13 protein-coding genes are annotated in these 18,207 nt (G+C 63.5%); 7 read left to right on the top strand and 6 right to left on the bottom strand.

Annotated features, from left to right (window positions below; all coding sequences use genetic code 11):
• The first annotated feature begins 57 nt into the window (after window positions 1-57).
• From ICM05_RS01915 to ICM05_RS01890, 6 genes are all read left to right on the top strand, one after another.
• On the top strand, window positions 58-1,590 hold the full coding sequence (locus tag ICM05_RS01915) for an ABC transporter substrate-binding protein (protein ID WP_188022851.1): 1,533 nt from the start codon (window positions 58-60) through the stop codon (window positions 1,588-1,590).
• A gap of 90 nt (window positions 1,591-1,680) precedes the next feature.
• On the top strand, window positions 1,681-2,610 hold the full coding sequence (locus ICM05_RS01910; protein WP_353055788.1) for an ABC transporter permease: 930 nt from the start codon (window positions 1,681-1,683) through the stop codon (window positions 2,608-2,610).
• Window positions 2,607-4,451: a dipeptide/oligopeptide/nickel ABC transporter permease/ATP-binding protein gene (locus ICM05_RS01905; protein ID WP_188022849.1), complete on the top strand. Its 1,845-nt coding sequence runs from the start codon at window positions 2,607-2,609 to the stop codon at window positions 4,449-4,451. The genes ICM05_RS01910 and ICM05_RS01905 overlap by 4 nt, the downstream gene beginning before the upstream one ends.
• Window positions 4,448-5,290, top strand: a complete 843-nt coding sequence (locus tag ICM05_RS01900; protein WP_188022848.1) for an ATP-binding cassette domain-containing protein — start codon at window positions 4,448-4,450, stop codon at window positions 5,288-5,290. The genes ICM05_RS01905 and ICM05_RS01900 overlap by 4 nt, the downstream gene beginning before the upstream one ends.
• Window positions 5,291-5,480: 190 nt before the next feature.
• A complete protein-coding gene (locus ICM05_RS01895) occupies window positions 5,481-6,542 on the top strand; it encodes a hypothetical protein (RefSeq protein ID WP_188022847.1) in 1,062 nt (353 codons plus the stop codon).
• 539 nt (window positions 6,543-7,081) lie between these two features.
• A complete protein-coding gene (locus tag ICM05_RS01890; protein ID WP_188022846.1) occupies window positions 7,082-8,227 on the top strand; it encodes a DUF4062 domain-containing protein in 1,146 nt (381 codons plus the stop codon).
• A 1,368-nt stretch (window positions 8,228-9,595) separates the two neighbouring features.
• Here ICM05_RS01890 and ICM05_RS01885 read toward each other — a convergent pair.
• From ICM05_RS01885 to ICM05_RS01865, 5 genes are all read right to left on the bottom strand, one after another.
• Window positions 9,596-10,837: a multidrug effflux MFS transporter gene (locus tag ICM05_RS01885; RefSeq protein WP_353055787.1), complete on the bottom strand. Its 1,242-nt coding sequence runs from the start codon at window positions 10,835-10,837 to the stop codon at window positions 9,596-9,598.
• Window positions 10,834-11,760, bottom strand: coding sequence for an alpha/beta hydrolase (locus ICM05_RS01880; RefSeq protein WP_188023024.1), 927 nt, complete (start codon window positions 11,758-11,760; stop codon window positions 10,834-10,836). The genes ICM05_RS01885 and ICM05_RS01880 overlap by 4 nt, the downstream gene beginning before the upstream one ends.
• Before the next feature lie 83 nt (window positions 11,761-11,843).
• Window positions 11,844-12,872 carry an alpha/beta hydrolase gene (locus tag ICM05_RS01875; RefSeq protein WP_188022845.1) on the bottom strand — a complete coding sequence of 343 codons (1,029 nt, stop codon included), beginning with the start codon at window positions 12,870-12,872 and terminating at the stop codon, window positions 11,844-11,846.
• A gap of 2 nt (window positions 12,873-12,874) precedes the next feature.
• On the bottom strand, window positions 12,875-13,846 hold the full coding sequence (locus ICM05_RS01870) for an aldo/keto reductase (RefSeq protein WP_188022844.1): 972 nt from the start codon (window positions 13,844-13,846) through the stop codon (window positions 12,875-12,877).
• Window positions 13,847-13,876: 30 nt separating this feature from the next.
• Window positions 13,877-14,992, bottom strand: coding sequence for a zinc-binding dehydrogenase (locus tag ICM05_RS01865; protein ID WP_188022843.1), 1,116 nt, complete (start codon window positions 14,990-14,992; stop codon window positions 13,877-13,879).
• 226 nt (window positions 14,993-15,218) lie between these two features.
• Here ICM05_RS01865 and ICM05_RS01860 point away from each other — a divergent pair, with 226 nt between their 5' ends.
• The gene (locus ICM05_RS01860; RefSeq protein WP_188022842.1) at window positions 15,219-16,757 is read left to right on the top strand and encodes an amidohydrolase; all 1,539 of its coding nucleotides are present in this window, start codon (window positions 15,219-15,221) and stop codon (window positions 16,755-16,757) included.
• Window positions 16,758-17,331: 574 nt separating this feature from the next.
• Here ICM05_RS01860 and ICM05_RS01855 read toward each other — a convergent pair.
• Window positions 17,332-18,081, bottom strand: coding sequence for an SDR family NAD(P)-dependent oxidoreductase (locus ICM05_RS01855; RefSeq protein WP_188022841.1), 750 nt, complete (start codon window positions 18,079-18,081; stop codon window positions 17,332-17,334).
• Window positions 18,082-18,207 lie beyond the last annotated feature (126 nt).

Raw genomic sequence — 18,207 nt, 5'->3', positions numbered from 1 at the left:
GTGGCCGGTGGCGTCTTCATCACCATCCCCATGTCCCGAAATCGAGAGAAGATAGACATGAAGAAATCACTTACGGGTGTTGCAGTCGTAGCTGCAGCTGCAGCTGCACTCGCACTGACGGGCTGCTCAGGCGGCGGTGGCGGCAATGATGCCGGCGCCGACGGTGCAGTGAAGCCGCTCAACATCGGCAACTTCCTTGACGTTACGAACTGGGATCCCGCAGCAGCCGACCTCGGCTTCGACGGCCCCTACCTGTCGGCTGTGTACGACGGACTCGTCACCACCAATGCGAGTGGTGAGCCCCAGCCCGGTCTCGCAACCGAGTGGGAAGTATCAGAAGACTTCAAGACCGTCACCTTCGAGCTTCGCACCGACGCAAAGTTCTCCGACGGCACCCCAGTTGACGCGGATGCGATCGTCGGCGGGCTGAATCACCTCAAGGAAGGCACGACCTCCCTCGAGGCGTACAAGAACGTTGCTGAGATCAAGAAGGTCGATGACGACACCATCGAGTTCGACCTCACCCAGCGCGACGACACCATGCTCTACCTCATGGGTCTCGGCCGCAGCTACATTGCCGCTCCCGCGGCGATCGAGGCCGGCACGCTCTCGGAGACCCCGGTTGGCTCGGGTCCGTACACCCTGAGTGCAGACAGCGTCCCCGGTACCGAATACGCCTTCGATAAGGTTGCTGACCACTGGGACGCAGACACCTTCCCCTTCGATCCGCTGAAGATCACCCCGCTGAGCGACGGCACCGCAATGCTGAACGCAATGGAGGCTGGCCAGCTCAACGTGATCTACACCGACAAGACCGGTCGTGAGCTCGCAGAGGCAAACGGTTGGAACTCGTCGAAGGGCCTCTCGATGTGGGCAGGCCTCTACTTCGCAGATCGCTCGGGCGCGATGGGTTCGCCGCTTGGTGACGTGAAGGTGCGTCAGGCGCTGAACTACGCGTTCGACCGTCAGGCGATGCACGAGTCGATCGCGCTCGGTGAGGGCAAGGTCACCAACCAGATGTTCCCCGTTGGCCTCCCCGGCTACGACGAGAGCATCGACAAGATCTACCCGTACGATCTCGACCGTGCACAGGCGCTCCTCGCTGAGGCGGGCTACGCAGACGGCTTCGATGTCACCATGCCCATGGCGCCGCCCTTCGCTGGCTACCAGGCAATCATTGAGCAGACCTTCAAAGAGCTCAACATCACCGTGAAGTGGGAAGAGACCGACTTCATGAGCTACATGGGCAAGGCATCGCAGTACCCGATGTTCGTCGGTGTCATCGCAATGGACTCGAACCCGGTTGCGACTGTCGAGCGCCAGATCAAGGATCCGCAGTGGTACAACCCGAACCCGGGCCTCGACACGATGCCCGGCGTGCAGGAACAGGTCGACGCGGTCTTCACCGCAGCCCCAGGCGACGAGCAGATCTCAGCGATCGAGACCCTGAACAAGACGATCACCGAGCAGGCGTACAACGCAGTTTGGGGTCAGAACGAGAACACCTACGTCAGCACCGCTGACTTCAAGGTTGACGCAGTTGTCGGCCTGATGTTCCCGACCCTCCGCCAGATCACTCTCGCGGGTTAATCCGGGCAGTGGGGCGGCCCATCACGGGTCGCCCCACTCCCGCTCCCATGCTCGCTTTACACTCACCGGGATTCACAGATGCTCTCGTTCGTGCTTAAGAGACTGCTCTCTGGCATCGTGCTGCTGTTCGTTGTCGCCAGCGGTACCTTCTTCCTCGCCCACTGGGCGATTCCCAACCCCGCGCTCGGCCTGCTTGGTAGCGGCGCGACGCCCGACGCTATCGCTGCGCTGACTGAGAAGATTGGCGCGGATCGCCCAGTCTTCGTCCAGTATCAGGAGTGGCTCGTCAATCTCTTCCAGGGTGACTTCGGCACCTCGTGGAAGAACGACCAGCCGGTCGGCAAGATTCTCGGCATTCGCCTGCCGGTCACGCTGTCGCTCGTGACCGCCTCAATCATTCTTTCGGCTGTCCTCGCTGGCGTCCTCGGCACCGCTGCCGGCCTGCGCCCGCACAGCTGGATCGACAAGCTCGTCAAGGCCGGCTCGGTCATCCTCTTCGCGCTTCCCGGCTTCTGGGTGGCTGTCGTGCTCGTGATGACGTTCGCGGTGCAGCTCAAGTGGTTCCCCGCAATCGGCTATGTGCCTATCTCGACGTCGGTGTCTGAGTGGCTGCGTTCCATCACGCTGCCCGCTGTTGCGCTCGCGCTTGGCGCAATCGTCATGATCGCCGAGCAACTGCGAAACGGCATCATTCAGGCTGACGGCCAGGACTACGCGCGCACCCTGCGCAGCCGCGGCCTTCCCGGTTGGCGGATCGCGGTGCATCTGCTCCGCAACTCCGCACCCGCATCGCTCACGATCCTCGCCCTCATGTTCGTTGGTCTGCTTTCTGGCGCGATCATCGTCGAGCAGGTGTTCGGTATTAAGGGCATCGGTGAGCTCACCCAAACCTCGGCGCAGAACGGCGACATCCCGATGCTCATGGGCGTCACGGTTGTGACCGTCATCTTTGTTGTGATCGTTAACCTCCTGCTTGACATCGTGCTCGGCTGGATCAACCCCAAGGTGCGTGTGAAATGACCACTATCGCTGACACCAACGCCGTAAACATTGACACGCGCGGCGGCGATCGCGGATCGCTGTTCATCCGCCTGATCCGCCGTCCCGCCGGTCTGATCTCCTTCACCGTGCTGGCAGTGATTGTCCTCGTGGCGCTCCTCGCGCCCTGGATCATGCCGCACGATCCCAACGAAGTCATCCTGTCGCAGACCCGCGCGCTGCCGAGCGCTGAGCACTGGCTTGGCGGCGATACGACCGGTCGTGACGTCCTCAGCCGACTCATCCTCGGCACCCAGATCACGCTGTGGGGTGCGCTCGTCGCGATCCTCACCTCGGTCGTCATTGGCGTCCCGTCGGGCCTCGCGGCCGGGTACTACGGCGGCGCAACCGATCGCATCGGGATGTGGATCAGTGACGCACTGCAGTCCGTTCCCGGTATGATCATCCTGCTGATCGTCGGCGCGAACTCGGGGAACGATCTCACGATCCTCATGATCACGATCGGCATCTTCATGGCGCCCGGCTACTTCCGTCTCACGCGATCCACGGTGCTTTCCGTGCGCGGTGAGATGTACGTCGACGCCGCTCGCGTCTCCGGTCTCACCGATGCGCGGATCATGGGCCGCCACATCATCCGTCAGGTCGTGGCCCCGCTCGTGATCCAGTCGGCGCTGACCGCGGGTATGGCGATGGGCATGCAGGCAGGCCTGCAGTTCCTCGGCATCGGCGGCGGCACCACCCCAGGCTGGGGCGCCGCGATGAACGAGGGCTTCAAGGTCATGCGGACCGATCCGCTCCTGCTCCTCTGGCCTTCGATCGCCCTCGGCATTTCGATCGCTGCGTTCGCGGTGCTCGGCTCGACCCTCGGCGATGTCATCAACGCCAAGACGCCGATGCTCTCGCGCCGTCAGCGCAAGGCCATCGAAGCAGAGAACGCAGCCCGTGGACCGGTGGCGAAGGCGACCGCGACCGGCTCGATCTCGGTCGCAGCGGTGGACTCGGCCGTTCGACTCGAGAACCTGCGTGTGAACTACGAAACCGCCCGCGGTGAGGTCGAAGTGGTGCACGGCATCACGCTCGACGTCGCACCGGGTGAGGTGCTCGGCATCGTCGGCGAATCGGGCTCTGGCAAGTCGCAGACGGTGTTCTCGATGCTCGACCTGCTGCCGAAGTCTGGCTACTACACGGCTGACGCGATCTGGATCGGTGGCGAGGACGTCACCACCCTCAGCCATCGCGAACGCGGCCGGCTGCTCGGCCACGAGATCGGCTACATTCCGCAGGAGCCGATGACGAACCTTGACCCGTCGTTCACGATCGGTCACCAGCTCACCGAACCGCTGCGTGCGGTGCACGGCCTCTCGAAGAGCGCGGCGCGTGCGCGCGCACTCGAGGTGCTCGACCGCGTCGGCATCGTCGACCCCGAGCGTGTGCTCAAGTCGTACCCGCACGAGCTCTCGGGCGGTATGGCGCAGCGCGTGCTCATCGCTGGCGCGATCTCGGGTAAGCCGTCGGTGCTCGTCGCCGATGAGCCCACGACCGCGCTCGACGTGACGGTGCAGGCCGAGGTGCTCGAGCTGCTCCGTGAACTGCAGCGCGAGTACCAGATGGCGCTCATCATCGTGACGCACAACTTCGGCGTTGTCGCAGACATCTGTGACCGCGTGGTCGTGATGCGTTCTGGCTCGATCGTGGAGATCGACGATGTCGGGCCGATCTTCGCGCACCCCGAGCAGGAGTACACCCGCACCCTCATCGCTGCATCGCTCGACGGTGCGGCAAGCCGCGCGGAACTCGATGCCGCTGTTGCAGGTGCAGGTGCAGGTGCAGGTACAGCCGCTGACGCAAAGGAGAACGCATGAGCGAGAACACCCCGCTGCTGCGGGCAGAAAACGTCGTTGTAGAGTACGGCTCGCGCCGCAAGGCGAACCGCGTGCTTCACGAGGTCTCCCTTGATGTGGCTGCAGGCGAGTGCGTTGGCCTCGTCGGTGAATCCGGGTCGGGAAAGTCGACGCTCGGCAAGGCGATCCTCGGCCTCGTGCCGGTCAAGAGCGGCAAGATCTTCTTCGACGGACGAGACATCACGCATCTGTCTGGCAAGGAACGCCGTGCCCTGTCGAAGGACATCCAGGTCGTCTTCCAGGACCCCTACGGTTCACTCAACCCGAACATGACGATCGGCGAGATTCTCGCAGAGCCGCTCTCGACCTCTGGCATGGATCGTACGGAAGCACGCCTCATCGTCGCCGAAATGCTTGAGCGCGTGCACCTGCCGTCGAACGTGATCGACCGTTTCCCGAGTGAGTTCTCGGGTGGCCAGCGCCAGCGCATCGCAATCGCACGAGCACTCGTGCGGAAGCCGCGCCTCATCATCTGTGATGAGCCAGTCAGCGCGCTCGACCTCACGACGCAGGCCGCAGTACTTGAGCTGCTCATCGAGCTGCAGCGCGAGACCGGCGTCGCGTACCTGTTCGTCTCCCATGACCTCGGCGTCGTCCGCAGCATTTGTCACCGCGTCGCCGTGATGTATCGCGGCAACCTCGTTGAGGTGGGTGACGGTGATCAGATCACGCGCGACCCGCAGCACCCGTACAGCCAGCGCTTGCTCGCTGCCTCGCCTGTAGCGGATCCCGTGCTTCAGGCCGAACGCCGCAAGGAATGGCTGGCAATGAAGGACGCGCAGCCTGCGGGGGCGCAGTAGTCGCGCGTGCGTGACTGCATGAATGGCAGAGGCCGGGGCGGGATTCCGCTCCGGCCTGTGTCGTGCCTGGGGCGCGGTTCTGCGTGGGAACGTGCGGCCCGGATCCGCCAATCATGTAGCCGTCAGTCGCAATTCGTAGCACTTTGTCACACATTTACTGGGATCCGCACAGGACAGCAATACTGGAGCTATGACACAGGCAAACGTTACCGGGGCACACCTCGTAGGCAGCATCAACTTCGACACCGCTGAAGAGACCATGCGCACTGCGGCGGCTCACCTCGGCGACCACCTGAAGCGCATTCCCGACGGAGAGGTCGGCGAGCGTTTCCACTGGATCGCGTTCCAGCCGGGTCGCCTCGCAAAGACCGAGGGCCTTGAGCAGATCGGTGATCAGCCGATCCTGCTGCGTACGCTCGACCTCCGCCAGATTCGCATCTCTGAGGGCGTCAACGCCGCAGACCTCAAGATCGCCAACCTCGGTTACGCCGACGCCGCGCTCGAGTCGTACGCAGTGTTCGCCCGCCTCCAGGAAGAGGGCGTGATTCCCGCGGGCATCCGCTTCCAGGTCTCGCTGCCGACCCCGCTTGCGACCCTCGCCAGCTTCGTGCGTGAGGAAGATCGCGCGGATCTCGAACCCGTCTACGAGGCTGCTCTCGCGGCCGAACTCGAGCAGATCCTCGCAGCGATTCCCCACGACAAGCTCGCAGTGCAGTGGGATGCTGCGCTCGAGTTCGCGATTCTCGAGCAGACCGCATACGCGGAGCGTGGCGGCAAGCGCTACGAGTGGTTCGACGACGTCTGGACCGGCACGAGCGAGCGTCTCGCGCGCCAGCTCGATCGCATTCCCGCAGACGTCGAAGCTGGTGTGCACCTTTGCTACGGCGACGTCGCTGAGAAGCACTTCGTTGAGCCCAAGGACGCAGCGAACCTCACCAAGTTCGCAAACCTCGTTGCTGCAGCGACCCAGCGCGACATCAACTGGGTGCACCTGCCCGTGCCGATCGAGCGAGACGACGCAGAGTTCTACGCTCCGCTCGCTGAGCTCGCACTCGCACCCGCGACTGAGCTCTACGTCGGTCTCGTGCACCGCGAAGACGGTGCGGAAGGCGCATCGCGTCGCCTCGCTGCTGCTCGCCAGCACCTCACGCGCGACTTCGGCGTCGCGACCGAGTGTGGCTTTGGGCGTTCGCCCGAGGGCACGACGGTTCCGCTCTTTGAAGCGCACCGCGCAGTCGCTGCCGCCTGGTAAGGAGAGGAGGTGCGTGGGGTGCGCCCCTGCTCGTCCTCCGGTTCAATCCGCGCTCCCAACAGCTTTCGACAAAGTCGTCGAATGCGGTTTGGTTGCTCGACTCGAAAGTTGAAGAGGCATCGTTTTGTACCCTGAGCCTCTAAAGAAGGGGCGCCAAGCTTTGACAGACTCATTAGGGCGCTCGAAGCGCTTGAGCTACATAATGCAGTTGAGATTCGAACGGGAAATCCGGTACAGCCCGTTGCAGGTGGACGGGTTACGGAGTGGAACAAAGAATGGACGCCCTCGGAATAGCTTGAAGTGGCTAGCCGATATTGGTCTCTCGCGTTCGAAGGAGGCGTGGAGTCGTCTGTCCTCGTCGCTGTAGTTGCCAACTTGGTAGTGGGAGAGTTGCGAGTTGAATCGATGCGTTATGACCAAGACTATTTGGCGTGGGAATTCGAGCTGTAGAAGGAACCTCAGCTTGCCGATATTCTGCGTGGTAGGCGCTTGGAGTTGGGTAACGGCAGGAAATCGCTTACCTGGATTAGTCACGACTCATGACTGGCTCCCGAAATTTTCAATACAAGATCAAGGAACTAGCGATTCATATGACCACAGACCAGCGAAGGTACCAAGTCTTCATTAGCTCGACTTATCTAGACTTGCAAGCGGAACGGCAGGCAATAGTATCGACTCTCCTAGAATCAGATGCGTTTCCGGCGGGGATGGAGATGTTTCCTGCTGCAGATGATGATGCTTGGGCTTTGATTACTAGCGTCATCGACGACTCTGATTACTACCTGCTAGTTATCGGTGGAAAATACGGTTCGTTGGATCCGACGGAAGACATTAGTTTTACGGAAAAGGAGTTCAACTACGCCCGGTCAACGGGTAAGCCTGTTATGGCCTTCTTGCATGGTGAGCCTACTGCTCTTGCGGTAAGTCAGGCTGAAATCACTGAGGAAGCTCGAGCCAAGCTTCAGGCATTCCGCGATCGGGTTGAGGCCACGAAGCATGTTAAGTACTGGACGTCAACGGAAGACCTTGCAGGAAAGGTGGCGTTGAGCTTCAACAAGATGCAGCGTCAAACTCCCGCCATCGGATGGGTGAGAGGTGATCGTGTGGCATCGGTGGGCATGCTGGAAGAGCTGGCCCACACGAAAAAGGTAGTAGCAGAGCTCAAAGCGGAGCTTGAAGCAGTCCAGTCCAAGCCGCCCACTGGCGCTGAAAACCTCTCGCAAGGCGATGATGTGGTGGTGGTGAATTTCCATGCGGGAGCGGTCCTGGAAAGCGGGAAAACTTCGGTTTGGATAGAGCAAGAGACTACTTGGAATAAACTCCTCGGTATTGTCGCTCCGTTGCTTCTAACAGAGGCTTCAGAGGACGCGCTAAAGACCGAGCTTTCTGAAACATTCTCGGCTCAAAGTCGTCCTAGAATTATCGAAGAGCTGAGGACTGAGGCAAAGATACCAACGGGTAAAACTGTAGGTGAAATGTATAGCTTGAACGTTGATATTGATGACACGGCGTTCCGCACTATTCTGATGCAGCTGAAAGCACTTGGCTTGACTGAGGTGAGTAACCAACGTCGGAGTGTTACAGATAAGGCAGTGTATTGGAAGCTCACTGCACTTGGTGAAGCACAAGCTGTGCGGCAACGAGCCGTGCAACGCCCTGCAGACGGCACGCCGGTCCAGATCTAGCAACACAGAAGCAGCAAGGGTGAAGTCAGCCTACGGACCTCTAAGCCACCCAAGTCGTCATTACAAGAAGCTGCGTTCGGGTATCTTGGGCGTCGCTATCGACTTGAGCCACCACTCTAGCCGCAGACAACGTTGAGCCTTCATCGTCAAATGCGTTCAAGAGCAACCATCGCGATTCGAAGACCTTCGTGATGCGCTCACAACGTCGGGCTTTGCGCAAAACCGTTGAGGGCCCGTTGATCCGCAGCTAACTGGAACGCACTCTGGACGGCAACGCACTTCCCGAGAAGCCCGATCGAGCAAGCTCAGATGATGCCAAGTTTCAGGAATCTTGTTCTGAGCTTCGGGAACGACTTCTTTGAGTACGTAATCGAGCGCTTTTGTCAGGTGCCAAACTGTCTTTGCCTCGTCACCATCAGCACGAAACCCATCGTAACGTGCTTGTGTGCCCCATCTGGTGACGGTGTCATCTTTTTGGAAACGGCGACCGCAGTGCGCGAAACATCGCGAAGCAGATTGGGGCGGGTGACTCGTGCCGCTCGATTCGGACATTGGCATGCATATGTATTACGCCAAGGTCTTGCCACACGCGGACGAGAAAGAACTCGGACGAGTCCCATCGGTCACGGATTCTTCGCACCATGTTGCCTAGAGTGTGCCGCTATCACGGTTCCAATCGACTAGGCCGGAGCAGTCATAAGCAATGTTATCGTTCGGCACTCCTCAAGAACAGGCTTCCCTCACCGATTGAGACTTGCCACACTGGCCACTGAGTGGCTTAACTTCTCGCGGAACACGATCGTACTGCTCCGAATGAAGGCGCAGTAAGAGTAAGCAGGTAAAACCGGTGGTTTGTACGGGAACGTTTAACATGCCAGAGCGAGCGACTTCTGCTCAGTCCAGCCGGTACAGCTCCGCTCACGATGCACAACTGGGCCTGATCGTGGAACCGTAGCGAACCCAGATTCCTGTCGGAAGTTTGATGGAGCGCGAACAGCCATTCGCTTTGACTTCTTCCGAAATCTCAGACCTGGTCTGTCCCGGCTCCACGCGAAGCGCTCGCCCTGTTGCGTTTGTGTGCCAGCCGGTATGCCTGGCGGCTCCGGACCTTTTCTCTCACACACAAACGCAAGAAAACGAGAGGCACGCCTTGGGCCGCCCACAAAAGTAACGAATCAGCTCGCCTGAGAATCGAAAGGTTACCGGATCAGAGTCACGTAGTGGAGATTGCGACGCTATCGGACTCCCCGCAGGGCTTCTATCTGCGGGGAGTCCTTCTGCAGAGTCTGTCCGCGGGAAATGGAGTCGCGTTCTGCTTTTCGTACCCGACCAGGTAGCCCAGGCCTTGCACGTGTTGAGCGGGAAGGGCTACAGCAGCCCGGGCCGCTCGCGCGGCAGCACCCGCAGAATCGCGTAGAGCGCGACGCAGGTTGCGAGCGCCGAGCCGATCGCGATCGTCGCAGCCATCGTCATCGTCGAGGTGCCGAACACCGACGAGACGACCGGCGCGATGACCGCGCCACCGGCGAACATGCTCAGACCGAGCATCGCCGAGGCGGTGCCGGCGCGGGCGCCGTGTGAGCTGAGCGCGATGGAGGTGCCGTTGGGTCCGCCGAGGCCGGCGGAGCCGAGGTACAGCGCGAGCAGCACGATGAACACGATGGGTCCGGCTCCGAGCAGCGTCGAGACCACGAGCACGCACGCGGCGGTCGCGCTCGCGAGCTGACCGGTCAGGTACATGCGCGCGATGCCGAGCCTGCGTACGAAGACGCGGCTGAGCTGCGATCCACCGAGCTGCGCGAGCGCGTTCATCGCGAACACCATGCTGAACATCTGCGGAGTCAGACCAAACTCACCCTGCAATACGAAGCTCGACATAGAGATGTACGAGAAGAACGCAATGCCGCCGAGGAACGACGCCGTCATGAACGCCATGAAGAGCGGATCACGCAGTACCGTTCCCACGTTCCCGGCAGTCGTGCGGATCACCTTGCCCTCGTGGCGGCCTTCGTGCAGGGTTTCACGCAGCCCAAACTGAGCCACACAGACGAGCGCGACGCCGATGCCGGCGAGGACGAAGAAGATTCCGCGCCAGTCCATGAAGCGGGCAAGCTGGCCGCCGATCACGGGCGCCACGATCGGGGTGAGGGACGTGACGAGCGCGAGCAGCGAGAGCATGCGTGAGAGCTCGACGCCCTCGAACAGGTCGCGCGCAACAGCCATACTGATGACCACGCCAGCCGCGCCAGCGAGACCCTGCAAGAAGCGAGCCGCGAGCAGAATCTCAATGGTCGGCGCAATCGCGCACACCGCTGACAGCAGCGCGAAGAGCGCGACGCCGATCACGAGGGGCCGCTTGCGACCGAAGCGGTCGGAGAGCGGCCCCGCGATGAGCTGGCCGAGTCCGAGGCCGATCATGCAGACTGACATGGTGGCCTGCGCGAGTGCGTCCGTGGTTTCGAGCGAGCGCGCGAGCTGCGGCAGCTGCGGCAGGTACAGGTCGAGCGAGAGCGGGCCGAACGCTTCGAGCACGCCGAGGACGAGCGTGATGCGGAGCACGCTCATCTGCGGCTTGCCGGAGCGCCCGGCCGCGCGCTTCGCCGCGGTCACAGTTCGAGAACCCGACGCCACCAGCTATCGCGGGCAGCGTTCGCGGCGTGCGACACCTCGGCTTCGGGGGAGAACCCGCTGAAGCCGTGGTATCCGCCGGACCAGATGTGCAGCTCTGCCTGGCCGCCGGTTGCCCAGATCCCACTCGCGTAGGTGATGGTTTCGTCGCGGAAGATCTCCGCAGAACCCACCTCCAAGAACGCTGGCGGGAGATTGCTGAGGTCGGTGGCGCGGGCAGGCGCCTGATAAGCGGTGATGCGATCGGTGCCGCGATCCGCCCCCACATAGGCATCCCAGCCGGTGTCATTGTTGTTGCGATCCCAGGCGCCGATGCCGTCGTACTGCCACGCAGACACGGTGTCGTTGCGGTCGTCGATCATCGGGCAGCCGACGAGCTGGCCAGCAATACTGGGGCCGCCGCGGTCGCGGGCGATGAGGGAGACGGCGGCGGTGAGTCCACCGCCTGCAGACGCCCCGCTCACGACGATGCGCGAGGGATCGATGCCGAGTTCGGATGCGTTCGAAGCGAGCCAGACGAGGGCTGCGTAGCAATCCTCGGCGGCCGCGGGCGCGGGGTGCTCGGGCGCGAGGCGGTACTCGACCGCGACGCCGACGACGCCGAAGCGCTCAGCGAGGTCGATGAGTTCGCCGGTGCCGAAGAAGCGGGTGCCGAGCACGTATCCGCCGCCGTGAATGCCGAGCACCGCAGGCGCAGGCAGCTTCGACGTGGGGTTCGCGGGGCGCACGATGGTCACGTCAACATCGGGAGCGCCGGCAGGGCCGGGCACCGAGCGGTGTTCGAACGTGACGGGGCGGTCGCCGACCTGCACGTCCATCGCGGGGATCAGACTCTCGAAGAGTGCCCGATTCTCGAGGATGGTGTGCTCGCGCAGCGGGATCCGCTCAATGTTCTCAAGGAACATCGCGAGGCCCGGCTCGAGCGCGGGATCGTACGGGACGGGGGTCGGGCGCGGGTTCGGCCCGACGGGACGGAACGGGGTCGCGCTCACGCGGCACCTCCGTTCGCGCCGGCGCCGGTACCGATCACGCGGCGCAGCCACGAGTCACGCGACGCGAGTGCGGCCCGCGTGATCTCGGACTCGGTGGCGTACATGTCGAAGCCGTGGAACCCGCCGGCCCAGACGTGCAGCTCGGCCTCGCCGCCAACGGCCCAGATGCGCCGCGCGTAGTCGGTGTCTTCATCGCGGAACATCTCAGCCGCACCGACCTCGATGAACGCGGGCGGCAGATCAGCGAGCGACGTCGCCCGCGAGGGCGCAGCATACGCTGGCGCATCCGTAGAGAAGGCCAAGTCAGCGCCGAGCACGCACTCCCACGCGAGCAGGTTCGCCTCGCGCTGCCAGGTGCCGATGCCGTCATACTGCAGGCTCGCCGGGGTCGAGTTCGTGTTGTCGAGCATCGGGCACAGCAGGAGCTGGCCTGCGATCGCGGGGCCGCCACGATCCCGCGCCATGAGGGAAACCGCTGCGGCAAAGGCGCCGCCGGCGCTGCCTCCCATGACGATGAGTGTGTGTGGATCCGCCCCCAACTCAGCCGCGTGCTCGGCGACCCAGGCGGTTGCGGCGTAGTTGTCCTCGACGCCTGCGGGGTAGGGGTCCTCGGGCGCGAGCCGGTATTCGACGTTCACGCCGACGACGCCGTGACGTGCGACGAGATCGGCGACGCGACCGTGCTCCCAGGTACGGTGACCGACGATCATGCCGCCGCCGTGGAAGTTCACGAGCACGGGCAGCGCGTCAGACGCCGGGGCGACTGGGGAGAACACCGTTATTTCGATCGCGGGGCTGCCAGCGGGGCCGGGAATCACCAGATCGCGCGTGCGCACGCCGAACTGCTCGGCAACGGCCGCTGCGTCAGGGAACGCCGGCCCGCCACCGCGCATGAACGGCAGCGTTTCGCGCGTCATCTTGGGGGATTCCTGCGCGGCCATCGCCTCGAGGATCGGTGCGATCTCAGGATCGAACGGGACCGGCGCGAGCTGCGGAGCGCCGGTCGAGATCGGGGTGGAAGCCATGGTTAGGGTCCTTCCGGGTTCACAACGTCACGGTCGGCCCAGAACGGCTCGACAGCGGCGCGGATCGCCTCAGCACCCACGCGCTCAAGCACCTCGAGGCTGCCAAGGTTGGCTTCGAGCTGCGTCACGCTCGAAGCGCCGAAGAGGGTCGTGGCGTTCGCGGGGTGCGTGAGCGTGAACGCGATCGCGAGCTGCGCGGGGGTTGCGCCCAGCGACTCAGCGAGCTGCACGAAGCCGGGGACGTCGTCGATGATGCGCTGGCGGATCCCGCCAGGGTCGCGGCCGACCTCGCGCTCGGTCGAGACCTTGCCAGCGAGGTAGCCGCCCTCCATGACGTCGGATGCCTGCATCGCAAAACCCTGCTCCCAGAGCTTCGCGAAGGGGGCGCCGTCAGGGATCGAGCGGCGCGAGACGCTGTACTTCAGCTGCGCCATGCAGGGACCGTCGACGCCGTCTTCGCGTGCGATGTCGATGAGGGCCTGCACGTTCGATGCCGACCAGTTGTTCACGCCCCAGGCGTTGATGAGGCCGTCAGCCTTGAGCTCTGCGAGCGAGTGCACGAGGTCGCGCAGCTCGAGGTCGTCACGGCGCAGGTCGCCGAGCACAACGAGGTCAGCGTGTTCCGCACCAACGCGGAACAGGGCGCCTTCGAGCTGGGGGCGGAAGCCGCCCTGATCCGCGTCAAATGCCTCGAGCCAAAGCTTCGAGGACAGCAAGTATTCTTCGCGCTTGATGCCGGCAGCACGGACGGCGGCCGAGAAGAGGATGTCGGTGTATCCGGGCGGCATGGTCGGCGCGGTGTAGACGCCAACGTCGAAGAGGTTGATGCCGCGGTCGATTGCGGTGCGTAGCAGAGCGACGGTCTCCTCGAAGTGCATGCGGTCGTAGACGTGCCACGAACCGAGCGCAAACTTCGAGACAGTGAGATCGCTCGTGCCGAGCTTGTTGTGCGGAACGGAGATGGGCTGGGACATTGGTGTCCTTTCGGTGAAGAAGTTGTGGGGTTACGCTGCGTCGATGCGCGGATCGATGACGGCCTTGACCTCGCCAAGCTCGTGCATGTTGGCGATGCGAGCCGAAGCCTCTTCGAGGCCGCAGGGTGCCGAGAACAGGTCATCCCAGGGGAAGCGATCAGCGAAGGCTCGGAAGAACTCAATCGAGCGGTAGTAGTCGGAGACGTCGCCGTTGAGCGAGCCGACCACGGTGAGCTCCTTGCCCATGATTGCTGAGAGCGGGAAGGCATCTCCGGTGGGCCCGGTCGAACCGACGATTGCGAGGGTGCCACGCTGGGCAGCCATCGCGACGGCCTCTGGGCCGATCGACGGTGCCCCCGCGAAGTCGAGCACGAGGTCAGCGCCCGCGCCGCCCGTGAGCTCGAGCACGCGGGCGATGGTGGCTTCCGATCCGCCGGCAATGTCAACGACGTCGGTCGCGCCGAAGCGCTTGGCGACCTCGAGGCGCGCAGCGGGTGCGCCGACCGTGATCACCTGGGCAGCGCCCGAGATGCTCGCGACCGCGGTGGCGAAGATGCCGAGGGCGCCAGAGCCCTGGACAACGACGCGCGAGCCGGGGCGAACGCCGCCCGCACGGTCGAACGCGCGCAAGACGGTCTTCGCGGTGCAGCCAGCGGCCGAGGCCCAGGTGTCCTTCACGCCGCCGGGCAACTTGAGCTTCTGCGCGCCGGGGGTGACGTAGGCGTACTCCGAGAGACCGGCGGTCGAGAAGGGGTGCACATCGGAGCGCTGGAGGAACCCGTATCCGCGCTTCGAGCACGCGACGGGCTGGCGCAGCACGACGCAGCCGAAGCACTCGCCGCAGACTGATTCTGACCAGCCAATGCGGTCGCCGACCTCGAGCGGAGCGCCGAGCGCATCAACCGTGCCCTCGCCAACAGCGATGACCTCACCGACCATCTCGTGGCCGAGCACCATCGGGAGCATGCCAGGGAATGACATCTTTCCGGCCCAGATCTCTACGTCGGTGCCGCACAGTGTTGCGCAGGTGATCTGCACGAGCGCCGCACCGGGCTCGATGGCATCGGGGAGCGGGAGGGTCTGCATCGTCAGGGGTGCCGAGTGCTCGGTGAGCACGGCTGCGCGAGTAGAGGTGGGAATCGTCATTGAAATACTCCGTCTTCGAATGTTTTCGATCTCGCATCATTGCTCAGGGACCGAAACTGTGGTTTTATTCTACATACGTTGAACTTAAAAGATAGCCCCCAACTTTGGCAGGGCTGGGTTCAGTCATTGACCGCACGGTCAAGCCGGCCGCGAGGCTCACATAGCCGCGAGGCGCAATGAGCCGCGAGGCCGCACAGAGTCGTGAATAACAAGGAATGAGAGTCGCATGAGTGCAATGGTGCATGCGAGCAGTGCCGACCTGGTGCTGCGCGGCGGGTCAGTATTGGTGCTTGACGAGCGGGGCAGCCGCGCGCAAGCGGTTGCGGTGCAGGGCGGCGCCATCGTCGCTGTGGGGACCGACGCAGATATTGAGCCGTGGATCGGCGATAGCACCCGCGTCATCGACCTCGCCGGGCGCGCAGTACTGCCAGGCATCAATGACTCCCACCTCCACGCGAGCTGGATGGGCGCACGCTACCCCCACACCCTCTTCGGAGAGATGGTGCCCGGCGCCGAACCCGGTCCTACCGGGGCACTGGTGTCATCGCGGGCGGATCGCCGTGCGGCACTCCTGCGTGCCGGCAAGCTCCTCGCCGCGATGGGAATTACCAGCTACACCGAGCCCGGTATTGGCCCGGGCGAGGATGACGGTGAGACCGGCTGCTTCCACAGCGAGGTGCTCGACGTCTACCGCGAACTCGCCGCAGCAGGGGAGCTGCAGCAGCGCGTGACGCTGCTCACCTTGCACGGCATCCTGGACGGGCCGAGTTCTGTTGGGGCTGTGGTTGACGGTATTCGTGGGCAGGAGGCGCTTGCTCGCGGCGTTGTTGTCGGTTCTGATGGCTCGTCGGTTCTGGGGGAGGCGCCTGATCCGCGCTGGCTCGCTGTCCCGGGTGTGAAGCTGTTCGGTGATCTCATCCCGCTGTCGCGCAACGCGTGGACCGCGCGCACCTACGACGATGGTTCGCACGGTGGGCTGCTCGTTGAGGGGGAGACGCTTGAGGCGCAGGCCGCAGGCCTTGCCGAGATGATCGCCGAGGCGCACCGTGCCGGCGTGCAGGTCGGTGTCCACGCGACCGGCGACCGCACGATCGAGCTCGTGCTCGACACCGTGGAACGCGTTGCTGCCGAACCCGGCACCCCTGCTGCTGCCGACCTCGCCCACGTCATCGTGCACGGCGACCTCGCAACCGTCGACCAGGTGCAGCGCATGGCTCGCCTGGGCATGTTCGTGAATGCGCAGGCCGGAATTGCCGCGATTACCGGCGACTGGTTGGTCAGGTTGATGGGCGAGGAAGCTGCTGTTTCTGCTTGGCCATTCGAGGCCGCGCTCGCCGCAGGGGTGCTCGCGCTGTCGTCGGATGCTCCCGTGCTCGACTTCGACTGGCGTGTGGGTATCGCAAATGCTGATGCGCGGATCTTGAAGGCTCGTGCCGGCGGGACTGGTGGGGAGCTGTTTGCTGCTTCGCTTGCTTCTGGTGCTGTGACCAAGCTCGATGGGGGCGGTGCTGGTGCGGGTGCTGGTGTGGGTGCGGGTGCTGGTCGTGATGACTCCGACCAGCGACTTCTTGGATTGCTGCGCGCCTACACCGCGGTTCCCGCGCGCCAAGATCGTGCCGCCGACTGGAAGGGCACCGTCGAGGTTGGCAAGGTTGCTGACCTTGTCGTGCTCGCGGGCGACCCGTTCGAGGTTGGCGCTGCCGGACTACCCGGACTTGATGTTGAGCTCACTGTTGTCGATGGGTCGGTGGTGTTCGAGCGGTAGGGGCGCCTCCAGGCAAACCCCGCGAGATTGGCCCTTTCTCTCGAGAAGGGGCCTTTCTTGCGCAAGAAAGTGCCTCCTGTGTGAGGAACGGTGCTTCTCGACGGGGTGAGCTTGGCGGGCCGGCGCGTCGACCGGACAGCCTTGCCCACCCCTGCTCCACTTTCCCTCAGGTTGTGAAGCATTGGTGCGGCCGCTGGCCGCGCCCTCTCTATTGGAAGGCGGCGCAGCATGCGCCACGATTCCCTCACCCTTGCGTTCCCATTGAGTTGTGGAACGGCTGGCAGGTGGCCTAGGTATTGCAACGGCTAAAGCATGCGACGCCTGGCTTGCATGTTAGAGAATCAAAAGAACCCCGGAGGCTTCACCGCTCAAGTCGGGAGAGGCCATATCCGGGGACTACGAGCATCATTCTAGGTGTCACGGCGTCGGGGTGTGACTACTTTTGTTCACGCCAAACAGCACTCAACCCCGCGAGATCGACCGTTTCTCTCGAGAACCATAGTTGCAGCGCGCTGAAACTATCGGTTTCGGGTGAAAGGCCCCATCTCGCGGGGTTGAGCAGATTGCGCAGCCCTTACGTCAGCAGCTGACCGCCATCGACGGGCAGGCTCACGCCAGTAATGTGTGAAGCGCCCGCGAGGAAGAGAACTGCGGGGGCGATGTCGGTGATCCGCGCCAAATCACCCAGGGGGATGCGGCTGGACCATGCCTCGCGTGCGGGGGATCCCTCGGGCATGCCCATCTCGAGCATCGGGGTGAGGACGGGGCCGGGGGCGACGGCATTGACGCGGATCGAGTGTGCCGCAAGCTCGATTGCAGCCCAGCGGGTGACCGAGTCGACCGCGGCCTTGCTGGATTCGTAGGCGCCCATGCCGGGGGTTGGCTGGCGTCCGCCGATTGAGGAGATGTTGACGATCGAGCCCTGGCCGCCGGCCGCGATGCGGTGACGCGCGAATGCCTGGGTCATGGTGAAGGTGCCGATGACGTTCACGTCGAGGATTGAGCGGTAGGCCTCGGGGGTGAGCTCGGTGACTCCGCCGTGGACGGAGAGGATTCCAGCGTTGTTCACCAGCACATCGACCGGGGTGCCTGCCGCGGCGAGGCCTGCGAAGGTTGCCGCGACTGCCTCGGCGTCGGTGATGTCGAGGGTGATCGCGCTTGCGGCATCGCCGAGTGCGGCCGCTGCCTGCCCGACGGTCGCTGCGTCGCGGTCAATGAGGATCACGCGATCGCCTGCTTCGACGAACTCGCGCGCAATGCCCTGGCCGATGCCGCCCGCGCCGCCGGTGATGGCGACCGTGCGCTGTGCTGATGAGGGGGTCATGTGACTCCTTTGTCATGGGTTTTGGTGCCAGCTCTGGCACCCGTGATCCTTATATTATACGATTGTAGAAAATAAGGAATAGGGGATGCGTGCGTTATTTTGGCGCCTGCGTGACCTGATCTGACT

Origin of the sequence: Leucobacter sp. cx-42, from assembly GCF_014529985.1 — a bacterium.
GTDB lineage: Bacteria > Actinomycetota > Actinomycetes > Actinomycetales > Microbacteriaceae > Leucobacter.
This window is presented reverse-complemented; position numbering and strand designations above follow the sequence as displayed.

Coding starts and splice junctions, on each gene's coding strand:
- ICM05_RS01915 (WP_188022851.1), top strand. CDS start 58: ATGAAGAAATCACTTACGGGTGTTGCAGTCGTAGCTGCAGCTGCAGCT.
- ICM05_RS01905 (WP_188022849.1), top strand. CDS start 2,607: ATGACCACTATCGCTGACACCAACGCCGTAAACATTGACACGCGCGGC.
- ICM05_RS01900 (WP_188022848.1), top strand. CDS start 4,448: ATGAGCGAGAACACCCCGCTGCTGCGGGCAGAAAACGTCGTTGTAGAG.
- ICM05_RS01895 (WP_188022847.1), top strand. CDS start 5,481: ATGACACAGGCAAACGTTACCGGGGCACACCTCGTAGGCAGCATCAAC.
- ICM05_RS01890 (WP_188022846.1), top strand. CDS start 7,082: ATGACTGGCTCCCGAAATTTTCAATACAAGATCAAGGAACTAGCGATT.
- ICM05_RS01880 (WP_188023024.1), bottom strand. CDS start 11,760: ATGTTCCTTGAGAACATTGAGCGGATCCCGCTGCGCGAGCACACCATC.
- ICM05_RS01875 (WP_188022845.1), bottom strand. CDS start 12,872: ATGGCTTCCACCCCGATCTCGACCGGCGCTCCGCAGCTCGCGCCGGTC.
- ICM05_RS01870 (WP_188022844.1), bottom strand. CDS start 13,846: ATGTCCCAGCCCATCTCCGTTCCGCACAACAAGCTCGGCACGAGCGAT.
- ICM05_RS01865 (WP_188022843.1), bottom strand. CDS start 14,992: ATGACGATTCCCACCTCTACTCGCGCAGCCGTGCTCACCGAGCACTCG.
- ICM05_RS01860 (WP_188022842.1), top strand. CDS start 15,219: ATGAGTGCAATGGTGCATGCGAGCAGTGCCGACCTGGTGCTGCGCGGC.
- ICM05_RS01855 (WP_188022841.1), bottom strand. CDS start 18,081: ATGACCCCCTCATCAGCACAGCGCACGGTCGCCATCACCGGCGGCGCG.